This window comes from Dyadobacter sp. UC 10 (genome assembly GCF_008369915.1).
GTDB lineage: Bacteria > Bacteroidota > Bacteroidia > Cytophagales > Spirosomataceae > Dyadobacter.
Genome location: NZ_VSRN01000001.1, coordinates 2,879,594 through 2,899,484 on the forward strand (window position 1 = coordinate 2,879,594; position 19,891 = coordinate 2,899,484).

At 47.1% G+C, this 19,891-nt stretch carries 15 protein-coding genes; 6 read left to right on the forward strand and 9 right to left on the reverse strand.

Translation table 11 applies throughout. From position 1 onward, the window contains the following. Positions 1–16: 16 nt before the first annotated feature. The 3 genes from FXO21_RS11965 to ettA all read right to left on the reverse strand — a co-directional run bounded on the left by FXO21_RS11965 (position 17) and on the right by ettA (position 3,832). On the reverse strand, positions 17–613 hold the full coding sequence (locus FXO21_RS11965; RefSeq protein WP_149640284.1) for an LOG family protein: 597 nt from the start codon (positions 611–613) through the stop codon (positions 17–19). Between the two features lie 11 nt (positions 614–624). Continuing rightward, positions 625–2,016: a UDP-N-acetylmuramate--L-alanine ligase gene (locus FXO21_RS11970; protein WP_149640285.1), complete on the reverse strand. Its 1,392-nt coding sequence runs from the start codon at positions 2,014–2,016 to the stop codon at positions 625–627. A 148-nt stretch (positions 2,017–2,164) separates the two neighbouring features. Further along, the gene (gene ettA / locus FXO21_RS11975; RefSeq protein WP_149640286.1) at positions 2,165–3,832 is read right to left on the reverse strand and encodes an energy-dependent translational throttle protein EttA; all 1,668 of its coding nucleotides are present in this window, start codon (positions 3,830–3,832) and stop codon (positions 2,165–2,167) included. 71 nt (positions 3,833–3,903) lie between these two features. On the opposite strand from ettA, the gene FXO21_RS11980 reads away from it, so the two are divergent. Continuing rightward, positions 3,904–5,184, forward strand: a complete 1,281-nt coding sequence (locus FXO21_RS11980; protein ID WP_149640287.1) for a DUF349 domain-containing protein — start codon at positions 3,904–3,906, stop codon at positions 5,182–5,184. Between the two features lie 28 nt (positions 5,185–5,212). On the opposite strand, the gene FXO21_RS11985 is transcribed toward FXO21_RS11980, so the two are convergent. Further along, positions 5,213–6,232: a LacI family DNA-binding transcriptional regulator gene (locus FXO21_RS11985; protein ID WP_149640288.1), complete on the reverse strand. Its 1,020-nt coding sequence runs from the start codon at positions 6,230–6,232 to the stop codon at positions 5,213–5,215. Between the two features lie 289 nt (positions 6,233–6,521). On the opposite strand from FXO21_RS11985, the gene FXO21_RS11990 reads away from it, so the two are divergent. The 5 genes from FXO21_RS11990 to FXO21_RS12010 all read left to right on the forward strand — a co-directional run bounded on the left by FXO21_RS11990 (position 6,522) and on the right by FXO21_RS12010 (position 11,767). Next, the gene (locus FXO21_RS11990; protein WP_149640289.1) at positions 6,522–7,133 is read left to right on the forward strand and encodes an RNA polymerase sigma-70 factor; all 612 of its coding nucleotides are present in this window, start codon (positions 6,522–6,524) and stop codon (positions 7,131–7,133) included. 158 nt (positions 7,134–7,291) lie between these two features. After that, positions 7,292–8,479, forward strand: a complete 1,188-nt coding sequence (gene uxuA / locus FXO21_RS11995) for a mannonate dehydratase (protein ID WP_149640290.1) — start codon at positions 7,292–7,294, stop codon at positions 8,477–8,479. Between the two features lie 24 nt (positions 8,480–8,503). Continuing rightward, positions 8,504–9,928, forward strand: coding sequence for a glucuronate isomerase (gene uxaC, locus FXO21_RS12000; RefSeq protein ID WP_149640291.1), 1,425 nt, complete (start codon positions 8,504–8,506; stop codon positions 9,926–9,928). 143 nt (positions 9,929–10,071) lie between these two features. Next, positions 10,072–11,067, forward strand: a complete 996-nt coding sequence (locus tag FXO21_RS12005) for a sugar kinase (RefSeq protein ID WP_149640292.1) — start codon at positions 10,072–10,074, stop codon at positions 11,065–11,067. 34 nt (positions 11,068–11,101) lie between these two features. Continuing rightward, positions 11,102–11,767, forward strand: a complete 666-nt coding sequence (locus FXO21_RS12010) for a bifunctional 4-hydroxy-2-oxoglutarate aldolase/2-dehydro-3-deoxy-phosphogluconate aldolase (RefSeq protein ID WP_149640293.1) — start codon at positions 11,102–11,104, stop codon at positions 11,765–11,767. A gap of 75 nt (positions 11,768–11,842) precedes the next feature. On the opposite strand, the gene FXO21_RS12015 is transcribed toward FXO21_RS12010, so the two are convergent. The 5 genes from FXO21_RS12015 to FXO21_RS12035 form a co-directional block, all read right to left on the reverse strand. Then, complete coding sequence (locus FXO21_RS12015) at positions 11,843–13,339, reverse strand: tagaturonate reductase (RefSeq protein ID WP_149640294.1); 1,497 nt, start codon at positions 13,337–13,339, stop codon at positions 11,843–11,845. 108 nt (positions 13,340–13,447) lie between these two features. Beyond that, complete coding sequence (gene lon / locus FXO21_RS12020; RefSeq protein WP_192579209.1) at positions 13,448–15,925, reverse strand: endopeptidase La; 2,478 nt, start codon at positions 15,923–15,925, stop codon at positions 13,448–13,450. A gap of 164 nt (positions 15,926–16,089) precedes the next feature. Next, a complete protein-coding gene (locus tag FXO21_RS12025; protein ID WP_149640296.1) occupies positions 16,090–16,491 on the reverse strand; it encodes a DUF6702 family protein in 402 nt (133 codons plus the stop codon). A 130-nt stretch (positions 16,492–16,621) separates the two neighbouring features. Continuing rightward, positions 16,622–17,938 carry an RIP metalloprotease RseP gene (gene rseP / locus FXO21_RS12030; RefSeq protein WP_149640297.1) on the reverse strand — a complete coding sequence of 439 codons (1,317 nt, stop codon included), beginning with the start codon at positions 17,936–17,938 and terminating at the stop codon, positions 16,622–16,624. Between the two features lie 133 nt (positions 17,939–18,071). Further along, positions 18,072–19,889 carry a MutS family DNA mismatch repair protein gene (locus tag FXO21_RS12035; protein WP_225865663.1) on the reverse strand — a complete coding sequence of 606 codons (1,818 nt, stop codon included), beginning with the start codon at positions 19,887–19,889 and terminating at the stop codon, positions 18,072–18,074. Positions 19,890–19,891: the final 2 nt, after the last annotated feature.

Sequence of the window (19,891 nt, forward strand, 5' to 3'; positions counted from 1 at the left end):
CTTTCGGGAGAGGTAACTAATTGTTATCTACGTATAACGAGCGATCCAGGGGCTTATTTTCCGGATTTTGCTGTCTGAATATCTCCATTTTTTCCAAAAGCTCCGCAGGATCATTTGCAACTACCAATAACTGGTGATTTAACGGGTGGAGAAACCCTTCTTCAATCATTTTTTCTAGTTGGAGCAGCAACAGATCATAGTATCCATTCACATTCAAAAGCCCGACAGGCCCGTGAAAGATCCGTAGCTGTGCCCAGGTTAGTATCTCAAACAATTCATCAAACGTTCCATACCCGCCAGGCATTGCAATTACGCCATCGGAAAGTGAGACCATTTTGGCTTTGCGTTCATGCATCGTGTCCACGAAATGCAACTCTGACAATGTCTTATGCGCATTTTCCAGTTTTGCCAGAAAATTAGGAATGATTCCGGTAACAAATCCCTCGTGGTCCATCGCCCCGTCAGCCACGCGCCCCATCAGGCCCATGTTACCTCCTCCGTAAATCAGCTTGATATTCCTTTTCGCCAGCTGCTTGCCTAGTTCATATGCAGTTTCGGCATAGACAGGCTTTTTGCCGGGATTAGAACCGCAGTAAACGACAATTGAGTGCATGAATGAAGTTGTTATTGTTGATTTTCAAGAATATGTGAGGCCAACGCCTTCATATCCAGCTCTCCAAATGTGCCTGAACTCATCAGGAGCAGGTTGCTGTCTTTCCATCTCAAAGATCTCAGAAAGCTATTCAGTTCAGCCCAGTTGGTGAATATTTTTAAATCATCTCTTTTGAATGCGGTCCTGATATCTTCCTCCGAAATGGGTTCCAACTTTTTATGTTCAAGCGTCAGCGGATTATAGTAAACGATCGCAATATCAGCCGCTGCCAGTTTCCTGCGGTATTGTTTCAAAAAATCTTTGTTCAGACTACTGAAAGTATGCAGCTCGGCACACGCCACAAGTTGACGGTCAGGATATTGCTGTTTTAAGGCGGCGGTTGTAGCTTCAACCTTCGAAGGAGCGTGCGCGAAGTCCCGGTAAATGCTTACAGAATCATTGCTGCCCAGCAGTTCAAGCCTTTTAGAGGCGCCTTTGAATGTTTGAATGGCCTGGTAAAATTCCTCATCGGTAATGCCCAGCCTTTCACATACAGCGTAAGCACCACTGATATTCTTCATATTATGGTTTCCAAAAACAAGAACGGGTATCTCGCCCTGCTCTGCTGTCAATAGGATCGTCTTACCATTCTCAATCTTGTTGGGATGTACGTTATACGGGATAATAGCTACATCCGGGCGCTCCTTCTGGCCGATTACCGCCAGCATGTCGTCTGTTTCATCAAAAATGATAGCGCCTGCTTTCGGCAATGAATCCGCGAGCAGTTCAAATTGCTTCACATAAGACTCCCAGGTAGGAAAAACATTGAAATGATCCCACGCAATGCCGCTGATCAATGCGATATGCGGCTGATAATGCATGAATTTGGGTGTGTGATCAATGGGCGAGGTGAAATATTCGTCGCCTTCAATGATGATCACCGGCGCATTTTCCGAGAGCTTTACCATATTGTCGAAGCCTTCTATCTGAGCGCCGACCAGGTAATTGAAAATCCGGTTATGGTATTTCAGAACGTGCAGGATCATAGAAGTTGTCGTGGTTTTTCCGTGACTTCCGGCTATGACGACGCGCTGTTTGCTTTGGCTTTTCTCAAAAATATACTCAGGATAAGAATATACTTTAATTCCCAGTTCCCTTGCTTTCGCCAGTTCAGGATTGTCCTGACGGGCATGCATACCGAGAATAACGGCTTCGAGCTCGCCGGTTATTTTTTCAGGGAACCAGCCTGTGACTGCCGGTAGCAAGTCGTATTGAGCTAGCCGGCTTGCCGAAGGTTCGTATATCTCATCGTCCGATCCGGTAACGATATATCCTTTTAAATGCAGCTCGATCGCAAGGTTATGCATGACGCTGCCGCCTATCGAGATGAAATGTATTTTAGACAAAGACGGATTTGAACTCATTGAATAGGAAAAACTGATTCTGTGCGAAAGTTAGCAAGAATTGATCTTTGAGCCAATAACGTTTTAGACCGCCGGAAGGCCCCGTGGTGCTCAACGTGACAGCGCGGCCAAAACGTACCACCCTGTCACGTTGAGCAAAATCGAAACGCTATGCTAGTTTTTTGTATTTGATCCGCTTTGGCGTTGCTTCGGTTCCAAGTCTTTTACGTCGGTTTTCTTCATATTCGGAGAAGTTACCTTCAAACCAGTAAACCTGGGAATCACCCTCAAATGCTAGAATATGGGTGGCAACACGGTCTAAAAACCACCGGTCGTGGGAAATGATCACCGCACAGCCGGCAAAGTTTTCCAATCCTTCTTCCAAAGCACGCAATGTGTTAACATCCAAGTCGTTGGTAGGTTCATCGAGCAGCAGTAAGTTACCGCCTTCTTTGAGCGTCATCGCCAGATGCACCCGGTTTCTTTCTCCGCCTGAGAGATTACCCACCTTCTTTTCCTGGTCGCCGCCACCGAAATTAAACCGGCTCACGTAAGCCCGCGCATTCGATTGTTTGCCGCCGATCATAATCCAGTCATTGCCGTCCGCAATACTTTGATATACAGTCTTGTTTGCATCCAGATTGTCGTGCTCCTGGTCCACATAGGCCAGCTCGACGGTTTCTCCCACATCAAAATGGCCGGTTAACGGTTTAAGTTGTCCGGTAATCAGTTTAAATAGGGTCGTTTTCCCAGCACCGTTTGGCCCGATAATCCCGACAATACCATTCGGGGGCAATGCGAAGTTGAGGTTTTCGTAAAGCAACCTGTCGCCAAAACCCATCGACACATTGTGTGCTTCGATAACCTTGTTACCCAATCTCGGCCCGGCAGGAATGAAGATCTCCAGTTTTTCTTCTTTCTCCCTTCCTTCCTCTCCGAGCAATCTTTCGTATGCACCTAAACGTGCCTTCGATTTAGCCTGGCGGCCTTTGGCGCCCATTCTCACCCATTCCAGCTCACGCTGTAAAGTTTTCTGGCGTTTTGATTCTGTTTTCTCTTCTTTTTTCAAACGTTCCTGCTTCTGTTCCAGCCAGGAAGAGTAGTTCCCTTTCCAGGGAATACCCTCGCCGCGATCCAGTTCCAGGATCCAGCCAGCCACATTGTCGAGGAAATAGCGGTCGTGGGTAACTGCTATAACGGTTCCTTTATATTGCCTTAAATGCTCTTCCAGCCAAAGTACCGATTCTGCATCAAGGTGGTTGGTAGGTTCATCGAGTAGTAGTACGTCTGGCTGGCGGAGGAGCAGGCGGCACAATGCTACTCTGCGTTTTTCACCTCCGGAAAGCGTGGAAACCAACGTGTCGGAAGGCGCACAGCGCAGCGCGTCCATGGCAATTTCCAGACGGTTATCCAGGTTCCAGGCATCGGCGGCGTCGAGTTTTTCCTGTACTTCCCCTTGTCTTTCAAGTAGTTTGTCAAAATCGGCATCTTCCTCACCGAAAGCTTCATTGATCTGGTCAAACTCTTTCAAAAGGTTGACGATCTCCTGAACACCTTCTTCTACTACTTCTCTTACCGTTTTGGATGGATCCAGTTTGGGCTCTTGTTCGAGCATTCCAACCGAGTAACCGGGCGAGAACACAACGTCGCCCTGGATGTCCTTATCGATTCCGGCGATCACGCGCAGCAAGGTTGATTTTCCTGAACCATTTAATCCAAGAACCCCGATTTTTGCACCATAAAAAAAGGATAAATAGATATTTTTGATAATATGCCGGTTGGGAGGAATGATTTTGTTGACTCCCGACATTGAGAAAATAATGGTTTCGTTACTCATTTTTTGTTTAATTTGTGCGTAACAAATATCGTTATATATCCCTACACTTAGCAGATAAAAAAATTGAAAGAATGGAAAATGCCACATTGAATGATGAATACGGCTATGTTAAAGACAGCAAAGTATTTTTAAAGGGGTACCTGGATTTCCCCGACCGGCAAATTGGAGAAGTAAAAAGGACGGAGCAGGAAGCAATTGATTATTTTAAAAATCGATTCAATATCGTCCTGAACAAAGTCGAGCAATTGGAACAGGAAATTGATGAGGCGCTGAACAAAGGCTCTTATCTGACCAAGCTGATCCAGCTGCAACGTAAGCTTAAAGGTTTTGATGCACTGGGGGATTTTGTCCCGCTGCTGCAACGACTGGAAGAGAAAGAAGAGTATTTGAAGGGTTTGATCGAAGTTAATCAGCTCAAAAATCTTGAAATAAAACGCGCACTGATTGAAGATGTAAAAGTGGCTGCTGCGATTGAAGATTACGCTGCCGCTACGGATCAGATTCAGGAGATCAAAGCAAAATGGATCCGTACCGGTCCTGTTGAAAAGGAGTATCAGGAAGAAGTAGAAAATACTTTCCAGCAAATCCTGGACGATTTCTTCCAGCGCCGCCGCGATTACTTCGACGAGCAGAACAAGATCAACCAGCACCGGATAGAGGAGTACGAAAAACTCATCAAGATTACCAAAACACTAAGCTACTCGCGTGATTTGGACGATGCTTACGCAAAGGCGAGAGACGTACGCAATGCCTGGAACAACATCGGAGAAGTGCCGCCAAAGCGTTTTTTCAAGGTAAATAAAGCTTACAGGCACTTTTTGAAATTGTTTTACGACAAATACAACCTGGCTAAAGGGATTGAGCCAAAAGTACGTGTCGACCCAAGAATTGTTGAACAACAGAAATTACTGGCCCAGGCTGAAACGCTGCTTAGAAGCCAGGATATCGTAGAGGCTTCCCAGGAGGCCAAGGTTTTACTCAGTAAATGGAAGGAGATCAAAATACCTTTCAAAATGGCTGACAAAGAGCTTGCCGAACGTTTCAGAATGGTGTGCGATAAAATATTTGAACTAAGCTATCTGGCCCGGGTGATCAGCAGAAAGTATCCTGCATTTGAACTGAAAAGCCAGGAAGAACAGCTAAGGACCAAATACCGCGAGCTGGAATGGCTTGCGAAACGCGAAAAAAGCGATCTTGAATTTGCAATCCTTGAATTCGACCGCACGGCTACCGGCGATCCCGAGCTGGACAAGCAGGCAGCCGGCCGTATCAATATTCAAAAACGGAAAGTGCAGATGAAAGAACGCATTCTAGCTGAATTTGACAGAAAGCTGAAAACGATTACCGGGTGACGATTACCGGGTGACGATCACCGGGTGATCATTTCATAGAAGATTTATTGATTACCAAATTAGAAGGTAATACCCTGGTCTCAAATTCGGCCGGGGTATTTTTGCTTTCTATCAAATCCAAAAGCAGGGAAGTAGCCTGCTGGCCCATTTCAAAGGAAGGCTGTGTAATGGAGCTCACCGGCGGGTCGAGCAGCGACGACATGGCCAGGTCGCAAAAACCTACCACTGCCACGTCGTCTGGCATGCGGTAGCCGAGTTGTCGCAAAGCCCAGTGTATGCCCATCGTAATCCTGTCACTGGCGCCGAAGATTGCGTCGGGCCGCTCTCGCAGCGCCATGAGCTGGTAGGTACGCTCGGTACCGCCTGCCTGGGTGATTTCGCTGTGCAGAACCCACTCTTCCTGAAACTTGATATCGTATTTTCGGAGTGCGTCTTTATAACCTTCCAGCCTGAAGCGCGTAATAGAAACAGGCTTGGGCCCGGCAATGTGCGCAATGCGTCTGCAACCACGGTTGATAAGGTGCTCGGTTGCTTCAAATGCGCCTTTATAATCATCTACCCGGACTTTGTGTGTTTGCATTGCTTCACTGACACGGTCAAAGAATACCACCGGAATACCTTGCTCCTGCAATGACACAAAATGTTCTATGTTTTCCGACTGGCTTGAAATAGCCACCACCAGGCCGTCGACCCGCCTGGAAGCAATATGTCTGGAAGCAGAACGCTCTCTCTCCAGTAGCTCGTGGCTCTGATAGATCATCGTGTGGTAACCGCGGCTGTAAGCAATATCTTCAACGCCTCCTATTGCCGACGAGTAAAAGCGGTTTGCAATATCAGGCACAATTACTCCGATCGTTTGTGTCCGGTTTTTGAGCAGGCTGATTGCGATCGGATTCGGATAATAGTTGAGCTGCTCGGCCAGATCGATCACCTTCCGTTTGGTTTCCTCACTGATCTCACTGCTATCACGGAGGGCACGTGAAACGGTAGACTTCGAAATATCGAGCTGCCGGGCTATTTCTTTAATGGTTATAGAAACTTTTTTCATCAGGGATATGGGAATAATGCAATCTTACTATAAATCCTAAGAAATGCACCACAATGCATCAAAGTGAGAATGTTGCACAAATTACTAGCTAATCATTCAAGTTCCGGGAAAAATTGCGCTAACGGGAACGGTTCCGGGAACGGTTGCGTAGATTTGTTGCTTTTTTTCAAGATTTATTTTTGTGTATCATTGAATCAATGGTTAAACTAGATTCCATGTTGACGAAGGTCAGCTACCTCACACCACTACTTATCCCGGAAATTTTCTATAACCAACTTAGCGTTACTCAATGGAAGCAAAATCGTTTACCTGCACCAGATCCTCTGCCCAATCCCAGAAAAGTTTGTTGGAAAATTTGTTCGGCAAAGTAGTGACCAGCGGGGATTACAACGCATTTCGCGAATTATTCAACCATCACTACCGGTCACTTTGCAACTATGCAATGCGTGTAGTGGTAACCCGGGAGATTGCGGAAGAGGTTGTTTCTGATGTTTTTGTAAAACTTTGGAAAAACCGCGAGCAGATCGAAGTGCATACTTCCTTTCAGGCGTACATTTACAGAGCTGTCCGCAACCAGGCGCTTGATTATTTGAAACTGCGCATTCATCGCCAGAACGAGCGCGAATCGCTGGAGTCGGTGCAATGGAATATGTCGCACGCGGATCATTTTTCACCCGCGGAAGAGCTTTCGTTCAATGAGTTTTATGAGCATGTCGAAGATTGCATCCAGGCGTTGCCAAGACAGTGCCAGCTCATTTTCAGACTAAGCCGCGAAGAAGGATTACGCTATCGCGATATCGCTGAAAAGCTTGCTATATCCGTCAAAACGGTCGAAACCCAAATGAGCCGGGCATTGAAAGTGCTGAGAGAAAGGGTGCCTGAGCATCGGTTGGTGGCGTGAAGCTGTTAGCTTTTGGTTTTTAGCTATTGGCTGGGATCTTGCTGGTAGGTATAATTTGATTTTTGACAACACATTTAACATAAAGGCGATTTACGCGTAGCAGAAATAGCTAATGGCTAATAGCTAAATGCTAACAGCAAATCTCCAACACCTAAACAATGGCATTAGAACAAACTTGGCGCTGGTTTGGGCCGAATGATCCTGTTACGTTGCAGGATATTCGCCAGGCAGGCGCAACCGGAATTGTAACTGCTTTACACCACATTCCCAACGGTCAGGTATGGGAGGTATCCGAAATTATTTCAAGAAAAGAAATGATAGAGGCCGCGGGACTTACCTGGTCGGTGGTTGAAAGTGTGCCCGTACACGAATCGATCAAAACCCGCACAGGGGATTTTGAAAAATACATTCTTAATTACCAGCAAAGTCTCCGCAACCTTGGCCAATGCGGGATCGACACTGTTTGCTATAACTTCATGCCGATCCTCGACTGGACCAGAACAGACCTGGATGCGCCGATGAACGACGGCTCAACAGGCCTGCGTTTCGATGCCGGCCAGTTTGCAGCGTTCGATCTTTATCTTTTGAACCGACCAGAAGCGCAAAACCTTTATACGGACGAGCAAAAATCGAAAGCTAAAAAGTGGCTCGACGGAGCATCGGAGGAAGAGGTGAAGAAATTGGTACGCAATATCATCGCAGGTCTGCCCGGTTCCGAGGAAAGCTTTACCATTGAAGAATTCAGCAAGGTACTCGACACCTATAAGGAAGTCGGGGACCTTGAATTACGAACGCATTTGTATCAGTTTATTCAGGCAATCGGGCCCGTGGCTGCGGAGGCGGGAGTAAGGCTGGCGATCCACCCGGACGATCCTCCTTATCCGATATTGGGCCTGCCAAGAGTAGTAAGCACTGAAAACGACGCGCTGATGCTCCTGGAAGCTTACGATCATGAAGCCAACGGAATCTGCTTCTGCACGGGATCCTATGGTGTGCGCGCTGATAACGATCTGGCCGGCATGGTAGACAGACTTGGAAGCAGGATCCATTTTATCCATTTGCGCGCCACAAAAAGAGAGCACGACGGAAGCTTTTATGAAGCTGATCACCTCGACGGGGATGTGGATATGTACGCAGTAATGAGAGGATTGGTTTTGGAACAAAAAAGAAGAGAAAAAGAAGGGAGAACAGATCTGCGAATGCCTTTTCGCCCTGATCACGGACACCGGATGCTGGACGATCTGTCAACCGGCAAGAGGACGAACCCGGGCTACACGGCGATTGGCCGGCTTCGGGGACTTGCGGAATTGCGCGGTCTGGAATATGGGATAGAAAGAAGCCTGTAAATCGGGAAAAAATACGATAGCAAAATGACTACGATCAGCACTGCACAAAAAACCTTCATCGGGGAGGATTTCCTTCTTCGTTCAGAAGCGGCGCGCATCCTTTACCATGATTATGCGAAGGAAATGCCCATTATCGACTACCACTGTCACTTGCCGCCCGATCAGATCGCAGAGGACAAGCAGTTTGAAAACCTAACGCAGGCGTGGCTTTATGGCGATCATTATAAGTGGCGTGCAATGCGTGCAAACGGGATCAACGAGCGGTTTTGCACCGGTAATGCGAGTGATTGGGAGAAATTTGAACAGTGGGCAGCGACCGTACCTTACACAATGCGCAACCCTTTGTACCACTGGACGCACCTTGAACTGTTGCGCTATTTTGACATTGATATTATCCTCAATAAAGATTCCGCCAGAGAGATTTACGACGAATGCTCGGCCAGGCTGAGGCAGCCGGATTTTTCGGTTAAAAGCTTATTGAACAAAATGAATGTGAAGGTGATCTGCACAACAGATGATCCGATAGATTCGCTGGAATACCATCGTCTGATTGAGCAGAGTGGCTTTAATATCAAGGTATTACCCACTTTTCGTCCGGATAAGTCGATGCTGTTGATTGATTTGCCAGAAGAGTTTAAACATTATCTTTCAAAACTTGCAGCTGCTTCGGGCAAAGCGAATATTTCGAACTATCAGGAGCTGCTGGATGCATTACAAAATCGCCACGATTTTTTTGCGTCGATGGGCGGCAAATTGTCAGATCATGGTTTGGAGCATATATATGCATCATTTGATGAAGAAGCGGCAAAACAGGCTTTTGAGATTACGATAAATGGCCAGCTGGCGAGTGAAGAACAGCGTACGGCATTCAAGTCGATGCTATTATTTGATCTTGCTAAAATGGACCATGCGAAATCATGGACGCAGCAATTTCATCTGGGTGCATTGAGAAACAACAATGAAAGAATGCTGCGAGAGCTGGGACCTGATACCGGCTGGGATTCGATCGGCGATTATAGCCAGGCACAGGCACTTTCAAAATTCCTGAATAAGCTGGATTCGACGGATCAGCTCGCGAAAACGATCCTGTATAATCTTAATCCGGGAGATAATGAAGTGCTGGCCACGATGACAGGAAATTATAACGACGGAACAATAGCAGGCAAAATGCAGTTCGGCTCGGGCTGGTGGTTTCTGGACCAGAAGGATGGTATGGAGCGCCAGATGAATGCACTTTCAAATATGGGCTTACTAAGCCGTTTCGTCGGAATGCTGACCGATTCACGCAGTTTTCTGTCCTATCCGAGACATGAATATTTCAGACGGATTTTGTGTAACCTGATCGGGAATGATGTTGAAAACGCCGAACTGCCGAACGATATGCCCTGGCTTGGCAAAATGGTTGCCGATATTTCTTACCACAATGCGAGCAGATATTTCGGTTTTTGAAAAACCACTTTTATAAAAAAGTAAATGAATAGCCCAGACATATTGTTGTGGGCTATTTTGATGTTTAATGTTATTTTTGACCAATTACTAATTTTCAAAAAGCCTTTGACTGAATCCATTATCACAAAGGCATCAAACTCAATATGGCTCAAATAGTCTCTTTCGGTGAAGTCCTGATGCGGCTTTCCACTCCTGGGTTTTCTCGTTTCGAACAGGCTCGTCAGCTGAATGTTACTTATGCAGGCGGCGAGGCGAATGTATCAACTGCACTGGCGTATTGGGGGCATCATACTGCCCACGTAACCCGGTTCCCCGATTCTCCGATCGGGCGGGCAGCGGCTCAATACCTGCAATTTCATGGCGTCGATATCTCGCATATCATTTACGGTGGGCCCAGAATGGCAGTTTATTTCCTGGAAACCGGTGCTTCGCTGAGAGGAAGCCAGATTGTTTACGACCGTGCAAATTCGTCGCTCGCAGAAATTGATCCAAAGGAAATTGACTGGGATAGTATTTTGAAAGATGCCAAATGGTTTCACTGGGCGGGCATTACCCCGGCACTATCGCAGGGTGCAGCCGATGCTTTGCTGGACGGTATCAAAGTCGCCAGAAAGTACGGACTGACCGTTTCAGGTGATATTTTCTACCGCGCTAACTTGTGGAAATACGGAAAAAAACCTTCGGAAATCCTGCCGGAACTGACAGCCGGAACTGATATTGTAATTGCTAATAGTGAAAATATAAAGGAGATATTCGGGATTGCAGGAAACGATTTCCGGGAATCCTGCGTCAACTTACAGAAGGAATATCCGCAGGTAAGTATGGTAGTGGATACGAAACGGACTTCGATAAGTGCTTCGCACAACCTGCTGAGGGCTTATTTGTGGAACGGCAGCCAGCTGCTTGAAACAGAGGATATTGAAATCAATCCTATTATCGACCGGGTTGGAGGCGGCGATGCTTTCATTGCTGGTCTGATCCACGGGCTGATCACATTCGACGATCAGCAGAAAGCGCTGGAATTCGGAGTTGCGGCCTCTGCATTGAAACACACGATCGAAGGCGACGCATTGATTTCAACAATTGCAGAAGTGGAGGCGATCCGCCAGGGTGAGACTTCGGGAAGAATTAAACGATAAAATAAAGCTGTAACTCATTGAGCAGCATTTTGATATGGACAAAGAAACGACGTTGGTACTATTAAATGAAGTAGGCATTGTGCCGCTTTTTTATCATGCAGATATTGAAGTAGCCAAAGAGATTATCAATGCAAGCTATCGCGGCGGCGCGAGGGCGATTGAGTTCACCAATCGCGGTGACAATGCATTTATGGTATTTTCTGAATTGCTGGCTTATACCAAAGAGACCCTTCCCGGGCTTTCCCTCGGCATCGGCACTATTTATGACGCCGAGACTGCTCAGAAATTTATCGATGCAGGGACCGACTTTATCGTAACCCCGTTCCTGAATCCCGAAGTGGGTCAGGTTTGCCTGCAGGCAAATATTCCCTGGATACCGGGTGTTGCTACGTTGACCGAGATCTACAATGCACAGCAGGCTGGTGCCGAAGTGGTTAAGCTGTTCCCCGGAGATGTTGTCGGCTCTGCCTTTGTAAAAGCGATCCGCGGGCCTATGCCGAATGTGAAGATAATGGTAACCGGCGGTGTACAGCCAACGCGCGAGAGCATTAATGAATGGTTTGGGGCTGGTGCCTACGCGGTTGGATTGGGTTCCAATTTGTTTCCCAAAGACGTTATCGCAGCTGGTAACTATTCCTGGATCGAGCAAAAAATAGCTGAAAGCATTGCTCTGGTGAAGGAATTCAGGCAAAACGGATAAAACCTGTTTAATACTCTAAAATATCACTCAGGCGGACAGAGAAATTGTTGAGGACCTGTCCGCCTGACCAATTCGTCAATTCTTCGGAATAATAGTCAAAACTTCCACTTTATCGACCATATTTTCCTTCACTGCGTCGGCAAAGCCCGGGAGTAATGTCAGGTCGGTTTCCCATAAACTAATATCGCTTAATACCTGCTGGGCGAGATCGACAGGGGATGCGGCATTCTTCCATTTTTCGTCAAAATAAGGGGCCGAATCGCAGCGGATTGAATAGGGTTGTCCATTCAGTTCTCCATAATAGGCGCCGTCCTTGTGCACGACGGGTTTCATAAATTTCAGGAATGCGGCAAATCCTTTGGCGAAAAGCACTGGAACCTGTTCTGTATTTTGATAATGCTGTAACAGGGTAGGAATATTGCGCATCTTCATTTTGGCCGTGTACTGAACTGTAATGTCGATCAGCTGGTGGCGGATAAACGGGTTCCTGAAACGGTCGAGTACCTGGTTTCCAAACTCACTGGCGCGTGCCTGATCAACCGGGTAGGGTATAGCTGGCGCAAGTTCATTGAGCATCAGATCGGCAATAAACCGGGCAACTTCGGGCGTATCCATACTTTCCTTCACCGTTTCCAATCCCTGCAAAAAACAAAGGCCGGAAGACAAGGTGTGTGTGCCATTCAGCAGGCGTAGTTTCAGTTCGCGGTAAAGATCAATATCAGGTTCGATCACCACCCCTTTATCGACCTCTGCAAAGCTCAGCACTGAGCGGACGTGCGCGTCGCCTTCAATCGCCCACAGGCTGTATACTTCGGAAATGATCAGCAGATCGTCCTGAAAGTCTTGTTTCTCGGAAATTGTTTCAACGCTTTCGACATCAGGCTTTCCGGGTACGATCCTGTCAACCAATGAGTTGCAGAATACGTTGGCTGTTACTAGCCAATTTGTAAACGCATCGCCCAATTGATGCCGCGCAGCTTGTTCCAGCACGATCCCGCGCAACTTGGTGCCGTTTCCTACGATGAGTTCAGTAGGGACGATCACCATTCCCGACTCTTTTGAACCTCCGAAGGCTTTGAAACGCTCGTATAGATAGGCGGTCAGTTTACCGGGAAAGGACGTTGGGGGAGAGGCAAAAAGGTCATCGTCAGTCAATTGAATGCCTACCTCAGTGGTATTGGAAATAGCAATTCTCAACTCTGGATTATGTGCGCATTTCAAGATCTCAGCCCAATCTTCACTAGCCGCAAGGGTACGGCTGATTGCGCAGTTGATCACCGTTTCGTCTACCTGTTTTCCATCGGCAATGCCACGAATGCTGTGGGAATACAAACTTTGCTGCTGTTTAAAGGCATCAGTACCGCCGCTGCTGGTCGATTTCACTACTACTATTCTTCCATTAAAAATGCCCTGCTGATTGGCTTTGTTGACGAAATAATCGGGCAGGCCGCGCAATAGTACCCCAGTACCGAACTGGATTATTTTTTCGGGCAAAGAAAGCAGGCTCCTGTGGTTTGGTAAAATTTCAGGACGCTGGTCCAGCAATTCAGGGGAAAGTTGCGGTAAAGACATTTTGATCAGGATAGTTTTTCATAAGCTTTGACGCCATTTTTTAATCAATACCCTTATAACGAAAAAGAGACGCACGAGGCGCCTCTTTCAACTATTCTGCTATAAATATCAGACTCCGAGCGTCACGTAACCACTTTCCTCTTTTTCCTTCTTTTCATCCGGAAAAACAAACTGCATTGGGTCTGCAACCTGCTCTTGCAGCAATGCGTAGGCAAGTACCTGATCAATTGTGTCCACGTAATGAAAAGATAAGTCTTTGATATAGTTAGCCGGTACTTCCTCCACGTCCTTGCGATTTTTAACACACAAAACGATCTCCTTCACACCTGCCCGTCGTGCCGCAAGTATCTTTTCTTTAACCCCGCCAACCGGAAGTACCTTTCCGCGCAGGGTAATTTCGCCCGTCATCGCAATGAAAGGCTTAACCCGGCGCTGCGTGAAAATGGAAGCCATAGAAGTTACCATCGTAACGCCCGCAGAAGGGCCGTCTTTCGGAACTGCCCCCGCCGGAACGTGCACGTGCAGGTCGTAGTGGTTAAAAATACGGTAGTCAATGCCAAGCCTGTCCGCATTTGCTTTCAGGTAAGATAACGCAGCGACTGCCGATTCCTTCATCACATCTCCCAGTTGACCGGAAAGTGTAAGATTTCCTTTACCCCGGCTTAAACTGGTTTCTATAAATAGGATCTCACCGCCAACGGAAGTCCACGCAAGGCCGGTGACAACACCGGCAAAATCGTTATCCTGATAAAGATCTTTGTCAAATATCTCAGCACCCAGGTATTTCTCTACCTGATCACCTTTCAGCGTTTTAGGATAATCCTGCTCCATTGCCACCGCTTTGGCAATTTTCCGCACCACGGTACCTACCTTTTGTTCCAGGTTTCTTACGCCAGATTCTCTTGTGTAACCTTCGGCAATTTTCAACAAAGCTGAATCGTCGATTTTAATATCGGTTGATTTCAGTCCGTGGTCTTTCCGCTGCTTGGGAACCAGGTAGCGTTTTGCGATCTGCAATTTTTCTTCGATTGTATAGCCTGTCATTTCGATGATCTCCATCCGGTCCCGCAATGCAGGGTGAATGGTATCGAGTGAGTTGGCGGTCGCTACAAAAAGTACCTTGGAGAGGTCATACTCAACTTCCAGGTAATTGTCTGTAAATGATGAATTCTGCTCAGGATCAAGTACTTCCAGTAATGCGGAAGAAGGGTCGCCCCGGTAGTCGGAACTTACCTTATCTATTTCGTCCAGAATAAAAACCGGATTTGCTGATCCTGCTTTTTTAATGTTCTGGATGATCTTGCCAGGCATTGCGCCAATATATGTTTTCCGGTGACCCCGGATCTCGGCTTCATCATGCACGCCGCCGAGCGCCATTCTGATATATTCCCGGTTCAAAGCTTTCGCGATCGATTTCCCTAGCGAGGTTTTTCCTACTCCCGGAGGTCCGTAAAGGCAGAGTATCGGCGCTTTCAGGTTTCCTTTTAGTTTCAAGACCGCGAGGTATTCAATGATCCGCTCTTTTACTTTTTCAAGACCAAAATGATCTGCATCAAGTACTTTTTGTGCTCTGACCAGGTCGAAATTGTCTTTCGTATATTGGCCCCAGGGCAGATCCACGAGCGTTTCCAGGTAATTCATCGTTACCGGATACTCTGGTGCCATCGGGTTGATCCGCTGTAATTTGGTAAGTTCTTTGTCAAAATGAGAGCGTACCTGACTGGTCCATTTTTTCTGGCTCGCCTTCAGTCGGATCTCGTCAAGGTCTCTTTCCGGGCTATCCATTCCCAGCTCGTCGTGAAGCACTTTAATTTGCTGACGCAGGAAATAGTCGCGTTGCTGCTGGTCGATATCGGAGCTGGCTTTGGTCTGGATTTCCCTTTTCAGTTCCAGCATCTCGATTTCCCGCATCATATATTGCAGCAATAGAGTAGCCTGTTTGTGGCCGTTTCTTTCTTCGAGCAATTTTTGCTTGTCAGCGACTTCTACATTGATGTTCGAAGACAAGAAGTGGATGAGGAATATCGGACTTTCAATATTATCGAGTGCAATACGTGCTTCCTGGGGTATCTCAGGATTCAGCCGCATGATCTTGTGCGCGCCGTCGCGGAGCGATTGCAGCAATGCTTTGGATTCTTTCTTGGTCGGGCCAGCAAATGAATCCTCGATCGCACGCACTTCGGCAGTGAGGTAAGGTTCTTCGTGAACGATCGCCTTGATCTCAAAACGTTGCCTGCCCTGCACGATGATGGTTACATTACCGTCGGGAAGCGTGATCATTTTCAGGATCTGGGCCACTGTACCCACATTGTAAAGATCTTCCGCCGTAGGGTCTTCCTTGTGCGGAATAGCCTGGGTAACTGCGCCCAGTATCCGCTGATTGATATCCGAATTACGATATATTTTCTTGACCAGACGAATTGCTTTCTGACGCACCACAGTTACGGGAATAACCATTCCCGGAAACAACACAGTCTGTCTGATCGGTAATATGGCAAGTTCATTAGGGAGTTCAAAAGGCTCATCGGATCCATCCGGTCCGCCGAGGGGAACAATTTCGAGGCTGTCCATGTCGGAGTCAGACATAAGTAGCCGACTATATAAGTCAGAAGGTTCAAATTTCATAGGCATTCTGCCAAATTGACAGATAACGTTTTCCCAATATATAAATAACGACTTTCAAAAGAAAGGGATAATAAAACAAAATAGCTATGCCAACAGTCGCGTGTCAGGCTGTGCAAAACGGCTTTTTAGAGCATATGTACCGTTTGTCCCTTTTTAAAAAGGAAGGTTTTTTTGTCCGAGGCAAATTTGAGATTGGTCATATTTACCTGGTCTTCAAAAACCTCCAGCAATGCGATGTTCCGGAGCTGATATCCTTCGAGCTTTCCTTGAAACGGAATTTCCAGATAAATCCAGGTAGCATCTTCCTCCTGCTCTTTTCCTACATAACGTATCTCGGCAGGTTTTTTTTGAATATCGTTCAGCACAAATGCCCTCCGGATGTATTTTTCAACAAACGGGTCGTTCTTATCATCATTTCTGATCATAAACCGCTGACCGTTGTTGCTTTGGGATAATGCTCTTTCGAGGTCGTCTGTGAAGATCCGGATGCTCACTTCAAATGATTTGGCAGCCGGATTAAACTGCATGTGCGTCACCGATACGTGGTACTCATGTTTCGGAGTGAGTGAAAATAGGAGGAAGGAGGAAAGGAGGAAAGGGAGGAAGGAAAAAAGGACTATTAACCTTTTCCTCCTTCCTCCCTTCCTCCATTCTCCCCTAAAAAACAGCTTTCCAAACATCATTGAAAATTGCAAATGCCATGAGGCCCAGTAATAGCACCATTCCCACCTTTTGAGCATTTTCAAGAAAGGCATCGGAAGGCTTGCGGCCTGAAACAATCTCGTAGGTAAGGATCACCGCGTGGCCACCGTCAAGTGCGGGGATCGGCAGTGCATTCATGAATGCGAGTACCATTGATAATAAACCTGTGAGGTACCAGAAGCGGCTCCAGTCCCATACACCGCCAAACATTCTCGCGATACCAATAGGGCCGCTGAGTGCTTTTGAAGCAGATACTTCGCCCCGGAATATTTTGCCAAAGCCTTTTATGTTATCAAAAACGATAGCGAAAGCGTCATTTGTGCCAACCTTGATCGCCTCGCCGAGCGTGTATTCCACGGCCGTGTAATTCAGCAAAGGAGTACGATAAAAACCGATGGTACCATCCTCAGCTACGTCCAGGTTAAGTTGCTTTTGCTCTGCACCCCGCTGAACGACAATCTGTGCCTGTTTGCCTTTCAATTTGGCCAGTTCCTCCTGCATCTGGTGAAAAAACCGGATCGGCGTTGCGTTCACCGAAATCACCTTGTCTCCGGTTTTCAAGCCCGCATTTTCCGCAGGTGAATCAGGCACAACCTCTCCGATCTTGAACGGTTCCTGGGCACGGATGAAGTTTCCTTTTTCCTGAGGATCAGAAAGTTTCTCTATAAAATTGTTCGGGATTTCGATCAGTACTTCTTTACCGTCCCGGTTTACCGTGTAGGAGCTATTGCTGCCAAGGAACACTTCCGAGCTGACAACTTCACTGAAATTGGTAAAAGGTTTACCATTCACTTTCACGATTTTGTCACCGGTCTTCAAGCCAATCTCCTGCGCGAGGTCTCCTGCTACAATTCCGTATTTATTGACCTCGTTAATAGAAAGGAACTGATCACCTTCCTTATAAGCGATCACAATGAAAATGAAGATACCAACGATCACATTGACGATAATACCTCCCAGCATAACGATAAGGCGCTGCCAGGCCGGTTTGGAGCGGAATTCCCAGGGCTGAGGTTCCTGATTCATAGTAGCAGTGTCCATCGACTCGTCGATCATACCTGAAATCTTGACGAATCCTCCCAGCGGGATGGCACCTATTCCATACTCTGTTTCTCCCCGCTGAATGCTGAATATTTTGGGCGGAAACCCGATAAAATATTTTTCAACCCTCATTCCGAACATTTTGGCAGCTGCCATGTGCCCCCACTCGTGTAATCCTACCAAAATCGACAAGCCCAAAATGAGCTGTCCTGCCATTATTAATACTTCCATTCAGGTTATTAATCGTTATTAGTAATCGTTAAAATCAGAAAGAATAGAATAGCTGTTGCTTTTCTCAGCATTAGAAACGTAAATGTAATCAGTAAAGTTACGTAAATACTTTGATTAGGATAAAAATGCCCGCTCAGTCAATTTGAGCAGTATTTTTATTTGGCACGTCGATGTCGATACCCATCATACGCATGAGCTCCGATGCATTGAAACTTTTGCAGATGCCCTCATGCAGTCGGTAATCAAAGTGCAGGCGCCCCTGTTCGACGTCGGACCGGAAGTGGAAGTTATGAACGTAATTTTCAGTTTCCCCCCATTGTCCGAGTTCCAGGTCGTGGGTGGATACCAGTCCTGAGGCATTTTTGTTATGTAGCTGCCTGATCAATGCTTCCGCGCCCCTGTGACGGTCCGCCGAGTTAGTGCCTTTTAATATTTCATCCAGAAGATAGAGAACGGGAGCAGCGGCATTGCCGGAAGCCAGTTCCAACAGCTGTTTTAGTCTTTTAAGCTCCGCGTAAAAAGAGGAAGTACTTTCTTCAAGTGAATCCTGCGTCCGCATGCTGCTAAAAACGCGGACTGGAACGCATGTGAAGTGAGCCGCACTGACCACCGCGCCCATTTGCGCAAGTACCAGGTTAAGTCCGATCGTACGCAAAAAAGTACTTTTCCCAGACATATTGGAACCTGTCACCAGCATTGTTGCGCCGGTATCTTCGAGGGAAAAGTCGTTGCTAACCCGTTTTTCTGCCGGGATGAGCGGGTGACCCATTTCCGTTGTTTTGATAAAAACCTGCTGCTGCGATGTCACTGCTGGCACAATGTAATCCGGATTGGCAAATGCGTGTCCGGCAAGGCTGTTCATCGCCTCAGTATCTGCGAGCACATCGAGCCAATGCCATAAGTTCGATTTGTTGGTTTCTTTCCATTTCTCCAGTCCGGCCAGGCAGTGGATATCCCAAAGCGTAGGTATACCGACAAAAAGCCCGAAAAATGGATTGTTCCTGTAATCGAGCCTTTCAAACAATGCCCCTGCCTGGTGGAGCGACTTCGAAGATCCGGAAATCAATGCCTTGCGCTGAGTCCACCATGCTGCCGCATAGGGCGCTGATTCCGCATGATTAAGCAACTCTGCATAGGCGACCAGGGTGTGGCCCAAAGTAGTGGTTCTGTTTGTAATCCCCTGAATAGTCGTCTGAAAGCTTTTTAGTATGAAAAAATGCCCTGCCAGGCACGCGAAGATGGCCCAGGCCGGCGCTATCTTCAGCAAAATCAATACGAGAACTGCTAATGTAATCAATGGAAACCAGCGCCATTTCAGCAGATTGGCCAGTTTCGGGTCCAGCGTCTCGGTAGTCCACGCGCGAAATGAGGTAACCTGCGCCGCCGCATGTTCATGCAATAAAGCGGTGGCTTCCCAGGATTGGATTAGTTGCGGAGATGCTTTGAAGTCCGCTGCCGCCTGCTGCCTTGCCTGCACTTCTTCCGGCGACGCATGGTTTTTGAGCCAGTTGGCCAGACGCTTGCTGCCTTCCGAGGTACGCGTTCTGTTGAGCAGTTTGTAAAGTGAGTATTCGCCGAAAATATCAAGATCTGATACGAATGCATGCTCCTTTTCCACAAAATGCAAGCCAGTGTCCGTGCGTTTAAACTGCAGTTGTAGCCGCTCGATTTCGTCCTCATTGATCTCCTGAATATTCTTATGAAAATTGCGCGTACGCTTTACCTGTTGGTGCTTTTTCATTAAAAATAAAAACGCCGCAAGCAGCGCAGCGATCATTACCGGCCATACTGAATGTCCGTTCGAATTCCACAGCCAGGCTGACAGGAGCATCCCGGCAAAAACGGTCAGCCTGGCGACCGATAACAGATTTGATCTTTCCTGTGCTGCTTTTTCAGCTGCTTTTGCATCTGCCAGCTCTTTTTCAAAGAATATTTGGGAGGAGGTTTTCAAAA

Excerpts from the sequence above, each read along its gene's own strand:
- FXO21_RS11990 (WP_149640289.1), top strand. The coding sequence starts at position 6,522 with ATGGAAGCAAAATCGTTTACCTGCACCAGATCCTCTGCCCAATCCCAG.
- ettA (WP_149640286.1), bottom strand. The coding sequence starts at position 3,832 with ATGAGTAACGAAACCATTATTTTCTCAATGTCGGGAGTCAACAAAATC.
- FXO21_RS12005 (WP_149640292.1), top strand. The coding sequence starts at position 10,072 with ATGGCTCAAATAGTCTCTTTCGGTGAAGTCCTGATGCGGCTTTCCACT.
- FXO21_RS11980 (WP_149640287.1), top strand. The coding sequence starts at position 3,904 with ATGGAAAATGCCACATTGAATGATGAATACGGCTATGTTAAAGACAGC.
- FXO21_RS11965 (WP_149640284.1), bottom strand. The coding sequence starts at position 613 with ATGCACTCAATTGTCGTTTACTGCGGTTCTAATCCCGGCAAAAAGCCT.
- FXO21_RS12010 (WP_149640293.1), top strand. The coding sequence starts at position 11,102 with ATGGACAAAGAAACGACGTTGGTACTATTAAATGAAGTAGGCATTGTG.
- uxaC (WP_149640291.1), top strand. The coding sequence starts at position 8,504 with ATGACTACGATCAGCACTGCACAAAAAACCTTCATCGGGGAGGATTTC.
- lon (WP_192579209.1), bottom strand. The coding sequence starts at position 15,925 with ATGTCTGACTCCGACATGGACAGCCTCGAAATTGTTCCCCTCGGCGGA.
- FXO21_RS12015 (WP_149640294.1), bottom strand. The coding sequence starts at position 13,339 with ATGTCTTTACCGCAACTTTCCCCTGAATTGCTGGACCAGCGTCCTGAA.
- uxuA (WP_149640290.1), top strand. The coding sequence starts at position 7,292 with ATGGCATTAGAACAAACTTGGCGCTGGTTTGGGCCGAATGATCCTGTT.
- FXO21_RS11985 (WP_149640288.1), bottom strand. The coding sequence starts at position 6,232 with ATGAAAAAAGTTTCTATAACCATTAAAGAAATAGCCCGGCAGCTCGAT.
- FXO21_RS11970 (WP_149640285.1), bottom strand. The coding sequence starts at position 2,016 with ATGAGTTCAAATCCGTCTTTGTCTAAAATACATTTCATCTCGATAGGC.
- rseP (WP_149640297.1), bottom strand. The coding sequence starts at position 17,938 with ATGGAAGTATTAATAATGGCAGGACAGCTCATTTTGGGCTTGTCGATT.
- FXO21_RS12025 (WP_149640296.1), bottom strand. The coding sequence starts at position 16,491 with ATGCAGTTTAATCCGGCTGCCAAATCATTTGAAGTGAGCATCCGGATC.